Origin of the sequence: Streptomyces sp. NBC_00299 (assembly GCF_036173045.1) — a bacterium.
GTDB lineage: Bacteria > Actinomycetota > Actinomycetes > Streptomycetales > Streptomycetaceae > Streptomyces > Streptomyces machairae.
On the sequence record NZ_CP108039.1, the window covers coordinates 4,440,921 to 4,452,866 of the forward strand.

Consider the following 11,946-nt stretch of genomic DNA (forward strand, 5'->3'; position numbering starts at 1 on the left):
AACGGCCACTCGAACGGTAACCCGACTTCCGCCATTCCTGCCGCCCGGAGTGCCCACCGGCCTTTTCGAGCCTTTCCGGAAGAGGGCCTCCCAATTACCGGCCGCCCAGCTCGTGGGCCGTTCTCAGAGTCGGGTGAAGCACCATGTTCCGATGATCAGCGCGATCACCGAGACAAGGCCCGCGAGCGTCGCCGATGCGACGGGACTCACACCCTGAGCGACGGGCTGATGCTGCCGCACCCGGACCACGGTCCAGGCCAGCAGCCCACCTCCGAACAGGGCGAACACAACCCCGGCGAAGAGCGCCGGTCCTGTTTCCATGGTTCCGCTTGCCCCTTTTCTCCCGTCAGTATGCGCCCAGCCCGGCGAGGCTGACACGCACGGACGGCGTACAGGCGAACCTGAGGTGAACGAGGAACCGACGCGCCTGTGGACTTCCGCCCCGGTGGACTCAGCCGCCCCGAAGCGCCCCGGAATGGGCTCGTGGACCCATGAGACCCACGCCCCTCCCTGGTCCCACTCCTGGGCCGCCTCCCGGTCTCACCTCTGCGATCCAGCCGTGGATGATCTACTCCGTACCCGGCGTCCAGATCGACTCGAATTTGATGCCGCACGGCTTGGCGGCGTTGTCGGAGCCCTTCTTGCGGATCATTTCGACCGACGCATGAACTGTGCCTATGACCTGGCCGGCTCGAGAAAGCCCTGCTCCACCAACAGCCGGATCTGCGCGGGCGTACGGTCGCGGAGCAGCACCGGGTCCTCGCCCATGAGTTGGGCGATGGCGTCCAGAATGCGCCCGGCGCTCAGCGAGCCGTCGCACACGCCCGCGAAGCCCGCGCCGACCGTGTCCACCTGGGTGGCCCGGCGCATGCCGCGGTGCTGGCGCAGCACCACGTGCTCCGGGTCCTCGGCGCCGGGCATCCCGATCTGCTCCTGCACGATCTCCGCGGCGAGCCTGAAGTGATCCTCCAGCAGGGCCGCGTCGTCGTTGGCACGCAGGTAGTCGAGCCGGTCGAAGTGAGCCCGGACCGTCTCGCCGAGCGGCTGCTCGACCGGGTGCGGCCATTCCTCCACCGTGATCGCGGGCACGGCGGCCGACGTCTTGCGCAGGGTGATCCACCCGAACCCGACGGCCTTCACCTTGCGCGCCTCGAACTCGTCCAGCCACGCGTCGTACCGCGCCTGGTACTCGGCCGCGTCACCCCGGTGGTCGCCGGCGTCCCTGAGCCACAGCTCGGCGTACTGCGTGACGTCCTGGACCTCGCGCTGCACGATCCACGCGTCGCACCCGCGCGGCACCCACGACCGCAGCCTGTCCTGCCAGTCCTCCCCTTCCACGTGCTGCCAGTTGGCGAGGAACTGCGCGAACCCGCCCTCGCTCAGCCGCTCCCCCGCCCCCTGAACGATCGACCGGCACAGATCGTCCCCGCCCATGCCGCCGTCGCGGTACGTCAGCCGCGCGCCCGGTGAGATCACGAAGGGCGGGTTCGAGACGATCAGGTCGTACGTCTCACCGTTCTTGAGCGGCTCGAACAGCGAGCCCTCCCGCAGATCCGCGGCCGGGGCGCCGGACAGCGCGAGCGTGAGCGCGGTGATGTGCAGCGCGCGCGGGTTGAGATCGGTCGCCGTCACGCGCGTGGCGTGCTGCGTGGCGTGGAGCGCCTGGATTCCGGAACCGGTGCCGACGTCCAGGGCGGCGGAGACGGGCGTACGGACGGTGATGCCTGCGAGGGTCGTGGACGCGCCGCCGACGCCGAGGACGACGCCCTCGTTCTTGCTGCCGATGCCGCCGGCACCGCCGACCGCGCACCCCAGGTCGGACACGATGAACCAGTCCTCGCCCGCGGGCCCGCCGTACGGCCGTACGTCGACTGTCGCGGCGACGTCGTCGCCGGGGTCCCCGGGCCCGGCCGGGTTCCCGCCGACGCGGACCATCCACCCGCTCTCCAGGCACGCGTCGACGGGCAGCACACCCGCCACGCGCGCGTGCGGGACGGGCTGCTGCAACAGGAACAGCCGTACGAGCGCCTCCAGGGGCGTGTCTCCGCGGGTCGCCCGGAGCGCGGGCACGGTCTCGCTGCGCGCGAGCGCCGCGTAGGCGGGCGCGCCGAGCAGTTCGAGCAACCCGTCGGCGGTGAAGGAGGCCCCGAGCAGGGCCTCCCGCAGCCGGGCGGCTACATCGTGGCGGTCGGACGCGGGCAGGGCAGGCAGGCTGGAGTCACTCACGCCCTCATTGTGACCCGCTCCCGCGCGCGGAGGGGGCTCAGCTGTCGGCAGCCGCGGCCGACGCGGTCACCGAGGCGGCCTGCTTGCAGCCCTCCTGTGAGGTCAGTGCCTTCTTGGTGTCGCCCGACTCCAGCGTCTTCAGCGCGTCGACGGCGCTCTTGCGCTGGGTCTCCACCTGCTTCATCTCGGCCGACACGTCCTTGAGGCCGGACGCGAACTTCGCCTGGTTCTTGGTGTCCAGGCCGTCGACCCGCTTCTTCAGGTCGCCGTATGCCGCGGACAGAGCGGTGAGCTTCTTGACGACGTCCTGCTGGACCTTCGCACCGTCCTTGACGCCGGGAGGCGCACCGGCGTTGCTGATGAGGTTCGCGCGCGCCTTGTAGCCGTCGGCAAGGTCCTGGAAGGCCTCGGAATCGGCCTGCTGGAGCTCCTTGGGCGTGCTGGTGGTGTCCTTGGCCGCCTTGGTGATCGCGACGTAGGCCGCCGAGATCTTCGCGTTCTGCGCCGGCACCGCGTCGCAGACCTTCTTGGCCCAGGCGTCCAGCTCCGGGTTGCCCTCGTCACTCGTGCATCCCGTCAGCGCCAGCAGCAGCACCGCACCGCCGGACAGTGCGGCCGTGAGCTTCTTGTTCACCGGTTTGGTCCCTTCCGTGGCTCTCGGCCACCGGACCTTACACGGATGCCGGGAAGCGACCGCGAACGGAATGCGGCATTCATGGCGTTACCCAAGTTTTTGCACCATGTGAGAGAAGGGTCACGGCTAGGGCGTGAACGGACACAAGGCGGGCGGGCGGCACGCGAACGCGCGCCGCCCGCCCGCATCTTGAGCTGGGCCGTCGTAAGACCGGCTATGAAACCACCGCGGGGTCGGCCGGCTTGGCCACCCTGTCGGCGTTGCCTTCGTCACCCATGGCGATACCGCGCCGCTTGGAGACGTACACCGAGCCGACGATCACAAGGAGCGAGAGTACGGCGATCACGACCCGTACCCCGACGTTCTTGTCCTCGCCGTAGCTGAACTGGATGACCGCGGGCGCGATGAGCAGTGCGACCAGGTTCATCACCTTCAGCAGCGGGTTGATCGCGGGACCGGCGGTGTCCTTGAAGGGGTCGCCGACCGTGTCGCCGATCACCGTCGCGGCGTGGGCCTCGCTGCCCTTGCCGCCGTGGTGGCCGTCCTCGACGAGCTTCTTGGCGTTGTCCCAGGCGCCGCCGGAGTTGGCGAGGAACACCGCCATCAGCGTGCCGGAGCCGATCGCGCCCGCCAGGAACGCGCCCAGGGCACCGACCCCGAGCGTGAACCCGATGAAGATGGGCGCCAGTACGGCGAGCAGTCCCGGCGTGGCGAGCTCGCGCAGGGCATCCCTGGTGCAGATGTCGACGACCTTGCCGTACTCCGGCTGCTCCGTGTAGTCCATGATCCCGGGACGCTCGCGGAACTGCCGCCGCACCTCGTACACCACGGAACCCGCCGACCGCGACACGGCGTTGATCGCGAGCCCCGAGAAGAGGAAGACGACCGCCGCGCCCGCGATCAGACCGACGAGGTTGTTGGGCTGCGAGATGTCCATCATCAGGTTCATCGGCGCGCCTTCGCCGCTGAGTTTCTCGCCCACGTCCCGCGCGCCGGTGGTGATGGCGTCGCGGTACGACCCGAAGAGCGCCGCTGCCGCGAGGACGGCGGTGGCGATGGCGATGCCCTTGGTGATGGCCTTGGTGGTGTTGCCGACCGCGTCCAGGTTGGTGAGCACCTGGGCGCCCGCGCCCTCGACGTCGCCGGACATCTCGGCGATGCCCTGCGCGTTGTCGGAGACCGGACCGAAGGTGTCCATGGCGACGATCACACCGACCGTGGTGAGCAGGCCGGTGCCGGCCAGCGCCACCGCGAACAGCGCCAGCATGATCGACGTACCGCCGAGCAGGAACGCCCCGTAGACACCGAGGCCGATCAACAGGGCGGTGTAGACGGCGGATTCGAGACCGACCGAGATGCCGGCGAGGACGACGGTGGCGGGACCGGTGAGCGAGGTCTTGCCGATGTCCATGACCGGGCGGCGGTTGGTCTCGGTGAAGTAGCCGGTCAGCTGCTGGATGACAGCGGCCAGCACGATGCCGATGACCACGGCGACGAGCGCGAGGATCCGCGGATCGCCGTCCTTGGCCGCGATGGCCGCGTCGGTGACGCCCTCGAGGTCGGCGTACGACGACGGCAGGTAGATGTAGACGGCGGCCGCGACCAGCACGATCGAGATCACCGCGGAGATGAAGAACCCGCGGTTGATCGCCGTCATGCCGCTGCGGTCGCTGCGGCGCGGTGCCACGGCGAAGATGCCGATCATCGCGGTGATCACGCCGATGGCCGGCACGATCAGCGGGAAGGCGAGCCCGGAGTCACCGAACGCCGCCGACCCGAGGATCAGCGCGGCGACCAGGGTCACGGCGTACGACTCGAAGAGGTCGGCCGCCATGCCCGCGCAGTCGCCGACGTTGTCGCCCACATTGTCGGCGATGGTCGCGGCATTGCGCGGGTCGTCCTCCGGAATGCCCTGTTCGACCTTGCCGACCAGGTCGGCGCCGACGTCGGCGGCCTTGGTGAAGATGCCGCCGCCGACACGCATGAACATCGCGATCAGCGCGGCGCCGAGGCCGAATCCTTCGAGCACCTTCGGCGCGTCGGCCGCGTACACCAGCACCACACAGGAGGCGCCCAGCAGACCGAGCCCCACCGTGAACATGCCGACGACGCCGCCGGTGCGGAAAGCGATCTTCATGGCTTTGTGCGAGACGGCGGTGAGATCCTTTTCCGGCTCACCCTCCGCCGGGGTCGCTTCGCGCGCGGCTGCGGCAACGCGCACATTGCTGCGCACGGCGAGCCACATACCGATATAACCGGTGCCCGCCGAGAACGCGGCGCCGATCAAGAAGAACACCGATCGGCCGATGCGCTGATTCCAGTCGTCCGCGGGAAGCAGCATGAGCAGGAAGAACACGACGATGGCGAATACGCCGAGCGTGCGCAGCTGCCGGGCCAGATAGGCGTTGGCTCCTTCCTGGACCGCGGCCGCGATCTTCTTCATGCTGTCGGTGCCCTCGCCCGCCGCGAGCACCTGGCGTACCAGGACTCCGGCGACCACGAGCGCTGCCAGTGCGACGACACCGATGATCGTGATGATGATCCGGTTGTCGTCCGTCAGCACTGCGGCTGCGAGGGTAGTGGGTTGGTCCAGCTGATGAGGGGTAGGAAGCCCCGCCATTCGTCCTCCTTGACGCTTGGGCTGAGCTCAAGATGTGGACGGATTCTAGGTACCGGAACCTGATCAAAACAGAGCGCGGTAAACGGAATCAGCCTTCACATGCCGTTCAGCAAATGATCGGCGTACCGCCACGGAACCCGAAAGCGCTAATGCCCCAAAACCATTGACGCCCGCGTTTACTTGATCAAATGATCGGCGGATTGATCGTGAATTCATTCACGAATTCCCGCGCACTCTTCGGAAAAACGCGAAGGGGCCCTGCTGAGCAGGGCCCCTTCGCGATGAGACGGGTGGACGGTTCGGTCAGGCGAGTACCGCGGCCGGCGGTGTGGTCGGCCAGGTCATACGGATCAGCCCACCGTGCTCCCCGGCGGAGACCTCGACGTCGTCGACGAGTCCGCTGATGACCGCGAGGCCCATCTCGTCCTCCTCGGCCTCCACTTCACCGTCGCCACCTGCGGCACCGGCCGACCGTTCACCGGGAACGGAGCGTGGTGCCTCGTCGCCGACCTCGATGGAGAACTGTTTCTCCTCCTCGATCAGCGCGACCTTCACCGGAGCCGTGATGCCGACGCTCTGGTGCAGTCCGACGGCACGGGTACAGGCCTCGCCGACGGCGAGCCTGACCTCGTCGAGTACGGCCTCGTCCACTCCGGCCCTGCGCGCCACCGCTGCCGCCACCAGTCGGGCGGTCCTGACGTGCTCGGGCAGCGCGCTGAAGCGGAGTTCAACGGTGGCCATGCATCCCCCTCAGAACTACGGGCGTGCTGTCGGGGGGACCGGGCCGCCGACAGCCCAATCCCCCTTCACTTTCACCTTCTGCGGACCCGGGCACGCCGCTGTACGGCGTGCCCGGGTCCGGTGATCAGTCGGTAGCCGCTACCGCTTCCTCGACCGAGGTGTGGATCGGGAACACCTTGGTGAGGCCGGTGATACGGAAGATCTTCAGAATGCGCTCCTGGTTGCAGACCAGGCGCAGGGAGCCCTCATGGGCACGCACACGCTTCAGGCCGCCGACCAGCACGCCGAGCCCGGTGGAGTCGAGGAAGTCCACGCCCTCCATGTCGACGACGAGGTGGAAACTCCCGTCGTTCACCAGCTCGACCAACTGCTCGCGCAGCTTGGGCGCGGTATATACGTCGATTTCGCCACCGACCTCGACGACCGTACGATCGCCGACGGTACGGGTCGACAGGGACAGGTCCACGGATCCTCCAGCACCTTGCTATCGAGCGGTCGTCCCGAGGGACATCTCGGCTTACAGCCCCCTGGACGGTTCGCCAGCCGCGATGGCATTCAATCACTTACCGGCAGGCGTGCACGACGCCTTGGTCCCATTGTCCGTCACGCCAGTGACACACTCGGTGCCGATGGCCAAGAATCTCCGATCCGATCGATCCCCGACGGGCCCCGTTTCCCGGGTGGACCCGGGCACGGTGCTGGGACGGCTCGCCTCGGGACCGAACCGGGCTTCGCGCATCACTCATACGGAGCATGTGCCCCCGCGCGCCGGTCGCCATGCCGTCTGGCCTGATCGGATCCGCGCCGAGGTCATCGCCGCGGTACAGACGGCCGGAATCGAACATCCCTGGGCCCACCAGGCACGCGCCGCCGAGCACGCCCTGGACGGCGCCTCGGTGGTCGTCGCCACGGGCACGGCGTCGGGCAAGTCCCTGGCCTACCTGGTGCCGGTCCTGTCGACACTTCTGGACGGCTCCGAGGCGCCGAACGGGCGCGGCGCCACCGCCCTCTACCTGGCTCCGACCAAAGCTCTTGCGGCGGATCAGTGCCGTTCGGTGAAGGAACTTTCACATCCGCTGGGCAATTCCGTACGGTCGGCCGTGTACGACGGCGATACTCCGTTCGAGGAACGCGAGTGGATCCGGCAGTACGCCAACTACGTGCTGACCAACCCCGACATGCTGCACCGCGGCATACTCCCGTCCCACCCCCGCTGGTCCTCCTTCCTGAAGTCGCTGAAGTACGTCGTCATCGACGAGTGCCACACCTACCGCGGTGTCTTCGGCTCCCACGTCGCCCAGGTCCTGCGCCGCCTGCGCCGCCTGTGCGCCCGCTACGGCGCCTCTCCCGTCTTCCTGCTGGCCTCCGCGACCGCCGCCGAGCCCGCGGTCGCCGCAGGCCGTCTCACCGGCCTTCCGGTGGTGGAGGTCGCCGACGACGCCTCCCCTCGCGGCGAGCTGGTCTTCGCCCTCTGGGAGCCGCCGCTCACCGAGCTCCAGGGCGAGAAGGGCGCCCCCGTCCGCCGCACCGCCACCGCCGAAACGGCCGACCTCCTGACCGACCTCGCCGTCCAGGGCACCCGCACGGTCGCCTTCGTACGCTCCCGGCGTGGCGCCGAGCTGATCTCCGTCATCGCGCAGGAACGCCTCGCCGAGGTAGATCGCTCCCTCGCCCGGCGTGTCGCGGCGTACCGCGGCGGCTACCTCCCCGAGGAACGCCGCGCCCTGGAACAGGCCCTCCACTCCGGCGAACTCCTCGGCCTCGCCGCCACCACCGCCCTGGAACTCGGCATCGACGTCTCGGGCCTGGACGCCGTGCTGATCGCCGGCTACCCGGGCACGCGCGCCTCCCTGTGGCAGCAGGCGGGCCGGGCCGGGCGCTCCGGGCAGGGTGCGCTGGCCGTCCTGGTCGCCCGCGACGACCCGCTGGACACCTACCTCGTCCACCATCCCGAGGCCCTGTTCGACCGTCCGGTGGAATCGACCGTCCTCGACCCCGACAACCCGTACGTCCTCGCCCCCCACCTGTGCGCCGCCGCCGCCGAAATCCCGCTGACGGACGAGGACCTGGCACTGTTCGGCCCCGAGACCGAGGCGCTGTTGCCGCAGCTGGAGGCCGCGAAGCTACTGCGCCGCCGCACGAAGGCCTGGCACTGGACGCGCCGGGAACGGGCCGCCGACCTGACCGACATCCGCGGCGAGGGCGGCACCCCGGTCCAGGTGGTCGAGTCCGGGACGGGCAGGCTGCTCGGCACCGTCGACGCGGGCGCCGCGCACGGCACTGTGCACGAGGGCGCGGTGCACCTGCACCAGGGCCGTACGTACCTGGTGCGCTCCCTCGACCTGGAGGATTCGGTCGCCCTGGTCGAGGAGGCCGCCCCGTCGTACTCGACGGTCGCCCGCGACACGACGGCGATCTCCGTCCTGGAGACGGACATCGAGGTCCCCTGGGGTGACGGCCGCCTTTGCTACGGCTCCGTCGAGGTCACCAACCAGGTGGTCTCCTTCCTGCGGCGCCGGCTGATCACCGGCGAAGTACTGGGCGAGACGAAGCTCGACCTCCCTCCTCGTACGCTGCGCACGCGCGCGGTGTGGTGGACGGTCACCGAGGACCAGCTGGACGAGGCCCGGATCAACCCGGAGATCCTCGGCGGCGCCCTGCACGCCGCCGAGCACGCCTCGATCGGCCTGCTGCCCCTCTTCGCGACCTGCGACCGCTGGGACATCGGCGGCGTCTCGATCCCGCTGCACCCCGACACGCTGCTCCCGACGGTCTTCGTCTACGACGGCCACCCCGGCGGCGCGGGCTTCGCCGAGCGCGCCTTCCACACCGCCCGCAGCTGGCTCACCGCCACCCGCCAGGCCATCGCCTCCTGCGAGTGCGACGCCGGCTGCCCGTCCTGCATCCAGTCCCCCAAGTGCGGCAACGGCAACGATCCGCTGCACAAGCGGGGGGCCGTGCGACTGCTCACTGTGCTGTTGCGGGGGGCGCCGGAGGAGGCGGAGGAGTCTGGGATGGGTGGGGGCGGGGAGGTTGCCATGGAGCGGGAAGGCGACGCTGTCGCGGCTCGGGAGGGCGGGGCTGTGCTGGATCGGTAGGGGGACGCTCTCGCGGATCGGGGGCGAGACTGTGCCGGATCGTAGGGGGAAGCTGCTCCGGGCCCGGGCCGGGCCCGGCTCGGGCCCAAGGGGGCGCGGCTCGGGCCCAAGAGGGCGCGGCTCGGGCCCAAGAGGGCGCGGCTCGGGCCCAAGAGGGCGCGGCGCTCCCGCACCGGAGGCGAAAGCCAGCCCCTGGCCCCGGGGGGTCTGTCCCGAAGCGGGCGAGAGCCCCCCCCCCGGCCCGGCCCTTGGGCAGCAGCGGCAGGGGGATCGGCCAGTGGCCGGTGTGGCCACGCAACCGGTCAGGGAGGCGGCGTCGGCCGGTCGGCACCCTCAGGAAAGGCCTGCGTCATCAGGACGGGGGCCTGCGTCCTCAGGACGGACCTGCGGACTCCCCATCAGCCGGTCCGTCCCCGCAGGGCCGAACGGCTGAGGCCACGGTGGCAGCGACGCCCGCGTCGGCCCGGCAGGCCCCGCCGGCCCAGCCCGCGCCCTGACCTCCGCCGCGAACGGCCCGCGACCCGACGCCGCCGTCACATCCGACACCTCCCCCACCAGCACACACCTCACCAGCCGCACGCCCTGCGCCTCGGCCACTCGTTCCGCCCGGGCGCAGGCGGCCGTACCGCCCTCGGCCCAGTGGTCGGCCGCCGCCAACGCCGCTAGATCCGCACCGCCGGCTGCGCGGTGCCGGGTCGTGACGGCCTGACCCAGGGCGAGTACGACGCCGAAGACGACGCAGAGTACGGCGATGGCGCCGACGCTCCAGACGGTGGCGGAGCCGCGATCGGAACGGAGGGCGACGGCGCGCCGCCGGGTCACTCTGCACCGGGCCGGGGCCCGGGCCTGGCCCTCATGCCGTCCGGCCACGCGGCCCCAGACCCTGCCCTGATCTTGGCCTTGGCCTTGGCCCTGGCCTTGGCCCTGGCCCCAATCGGCCTCGGCATCTGCACCGGCGACCCGCCCGGACCGCCGACCGCGCGCCGCCCCACGCCCAGGGCCTTCCCCGGCTCCAGCCCCAATGCGTACTGCCCAACCCCTTCTCATGTCCCCGCCCCCACCTTGTCCTCCGCCGACGCCACGGCCTCCTCCCGGACCTCGAAGGGAATGCCACCCAGCACCGGCGGCTTGGCCACGACGACCACGCGGACCTCGTCCCCCTCCCGGCCGACCGTGATCGTCGCGCCGGGGGGTGCTGCCTCCCGGGTGACCTCGATGACCGCGTCGGCCGGATCCTGTCGGGCTGCCGCGCGGGCGCCCGTCCGAGCCGCGTCCACGCACTGGATCTGCGCGGCCACCACGAGCAGCCCCCACACCAACGCCATCGCGAACATCACCAGCACGGGCAGCACGACAGCCGACTCCGCCGTCACGAACCCTCGATCCGAACCCCGTACCGCGAGCCGGCCCGGCCCTGGCCAGCTCCTCCTCCCGGTCCCCGGCTCACATCCGCGCATCGAGCGCCTGCTTCACGATGTCCTGCAGCTGCGCGCTGACTTGCCCGCTCGTCACGACCTTGTAGAGCACCACCGCGAACGCCACCGCCGCGACGATCCCCATCGCGTACTCGGAGGTGACCATCCCCGCGTCCCTCCGCGCCGCCCGCGTCCTGCACACCAGGGCGCGCATCCGTGCCTGTACCGCCTTGTACATCTCAACCCCCGTAGAGCTCGGTTCCTTTGAAACCAGCTGTTGAATGTTTTGCTACCGCACCGTTGAAGGTCCCGCTGAAGCGTTGACGGTCCCTCTGATCCGCTGAATCTCCTGTTGATCCGCAGCCGTCCGCCGCAGTCGCCCCTCACCCCCTCATCCGCCACCCCTTGCCAGCACCCCACCCGCCAGCCCGATCACCACCGGCGCCACTCCGACTGCGATGAACGCGGGCAGGAAGCACAGCCCCACCGGGGCGCTGACCATGACGGCCGCTCGCCTGGCACGTTCCGTCGCCGCGCGTGCCCAGTCGGCGCGGGCCTCCGCGGCGATCCGCGCGACGGGCCCGGCCGCAGGGAGCCCGGACACGTCGGCCCGTTCCAGCAGCCGCGCCAGCGCCCCGGCCTTCGGCAACGAGGCCAACCGCTGCCACGCCTCGCCCGGTTCACCGCCGAGCCGCACTTCCGCTGCGCCTCGCGCCAGGCGATCCCCGACGGGGCCGCCCAGGGCCTCACCGACGGCCTGTGCCGCGATCACCGGACCGGCTCCCGCAGCGATGCATGCCGCCAACAGATCCGCCGCGAGTGGAAGCTGCCTGTCCACTTCACCGGCATCGAGTTCCTCCGCGGGGCGGACGGCTTCCTGCCGTCGCCGCCACACCCACAGCCCGCCTGCGACGACCAGCCCCACGGCCGGCCCGGCGACGCCGCCCACCACCGCCCACCCGGCCGCCACAACAGCCGCCATGGGCAGCCCTCGCCGCACGCCCCGCCGCGCGTCGAACCGCCGGCGACTCGACGCCAGGTCGATCGTCGTCATCAATTCGGCGAGCCGTCGCCGGGCCCTTCTCTCGTTCCGGGCCGCGACCGACCACCTCAACAGCCACCCGACGGCCACCGCCGCCCCCAAGGCCATCCCCACCCTGTGGACAACTTCCGCGTTCACGGCGCCACCCCCCTCTCACGCCCTCGATCGGT

At 70.6% G+C, this 11,946-nt stretch carries 11 protein-coding genes; 1 reads left to right on the plus strand and 10 read right to left on the minus strand.

Features of this window, described 5'->3' with window-relative positions; translation table 11 throughout:
- Positions 1-123: 123 nt before the first annotated feature.
- From OHT51_RS19430 to bldG, 6 genes are all read right to left on the minus strand, one after another.
- Positions 124-321 (minus strand): hypothetical protein, encoded by a 198-nt coding sequence (locus OHT51_RS19430; protein ID WP_328880197.1) that lies wholly within the window; start codon positions 319-321, stop codon positions 124-126.
- A gap of 354 nt (positions 322-675) precedes the next feature.
- The gene (locus OHT51_RS19435) at positions 676-2,226 is read right to left on the minus strand and encodes a class I SAM-dependent methyltransferase (protein ID WP_328880198.1); all 1,551 of its coding nucleotides are present in this window, start codon (positions 2,224-2,226) and stop codon (positions 676-678) included.
- Positions 2,227-2,263: 37 nt separating this feature from the next.
- A complete protein-coding gene (locus OHT51_RS19440; protein ID WP_328880199.1) occupies positions 2,264-2,860 on the minus strand; it encodes a small secreted protein in 597 nt (198 codons plus the stop codon).
- Positions 2,861-3,074: 214 nt separating this feature from the next.
- On the minus strand, positions 3,075-5,480 hold the full coding sequence (locus tag OHT51_RS19445) for a sodium-translocating pyrophosphatase (protein WP_328880200.1): 2,406 nt from the start codon (positions 5,478-5,480) through the stop codon (positions 3,075-3,077).
- Between the two features lie 303 nt (positions 5,481-5,783).
- Positions 5,784-6,221 carry an ATP-binding protein gene (locus tag OHT51_RS19450; RefSeq protein WP_328880201.1) on the minus strand — a complete coding sequence of 146 codons (438 nt, stop codon included), beginning with the start codon at positions 6,219-6,221 and terminating at the stop codon, positions 5,784-5,786.
- Positions 6,222-6,345: 124 nt separating this feature from the next.
- The gene (gene bldG / locus OHT51_RS19455; protein ID WP_003975386.1) at positions 6,346-6,687 is read right to left on the minus strand and encodes an anti-sigma factor antagonist BldG; all 342 of its coding nucleotides are present in this window, start codon (positions 6,685-6,687) and stop codon (positions 6,346-6,348) included.
- A gap of 82 nt (positions 6,688-6,769) precedes the next feature.
- Here bldG and OHT51_RS19460 point away from each other — a divergent pair, with 82 nt between their 5' ends.
- A complete protein-coding gene (locus OHT51_RS19460; protein ID WP_328880202.1) occupies positions 6,770-9,319 on the plus strand; it encodes a DEAD/DEAH box helicase in 2,550 nt (849 codons plus the stop codon).
- A gap of 333 nt (positions 9,320-9,652) precedes the next feature.
- Here OHT51_RS19460 and OHT51_RS19465 read toward each other — a convergent pair whose 3' ends face one another.
- From OHT51_RS19465 to OHT51_RS19480, 4 genes are all read right to left on the minus strand, one after another.
- Positions 9,653-10,141 (minus strand): Rv3654c family TadE-like protein, encoded by a 489-nt coding sequence (locus OHT51_RS19465; protein WP_328880203.1) that lies wholly within the window; start codon positions 10,139-10,141, stop codon positions 9,653-9,655.
- A gap of 221 nt (positions 10,142-10,362) precedes the next feature.
- Positions 10,363-10,776 carry a TadE family type IV pilus minor pilin gene (locus OHT51_RS19470; protein WP_328880204.1) on the minus strand — a complete coding sequence of 138 codons (414 nt, stop codon included), beginning with the start codon at positions 10,774-10,776 and terminating at the stop codon, positions 10,363-10,365.
- Positions 10,763-10,972, minus strand: a complete 210-nt coding sequence (locus OHT51_RS19475) for a DUF4244 domain-containing protein (protein ID WP_328880205.1) — start codon at positions 10,970-10,972, stop codon at positions 10,763-10,765. Before OHT51_RS19475 ends, OHT51_RS19470 begins: the two co-directional genes overlap by 14 nt.
- Positions 10,973-11,125: 153 nt before the next feature.
- Positions 11,126-11,914 (minus strand): type II secretion system F family protein, encoded by a 789-nt coding sequence (locus OHT51_RS19480; RefSeq protein ID WP_328880206.1) that lies wholly within the window; start codon positions 11,912-11,914, stop codon positions 11,126-11,128.
- Positions 11,915-11,946: the final 32 nt, after the last annotated feature.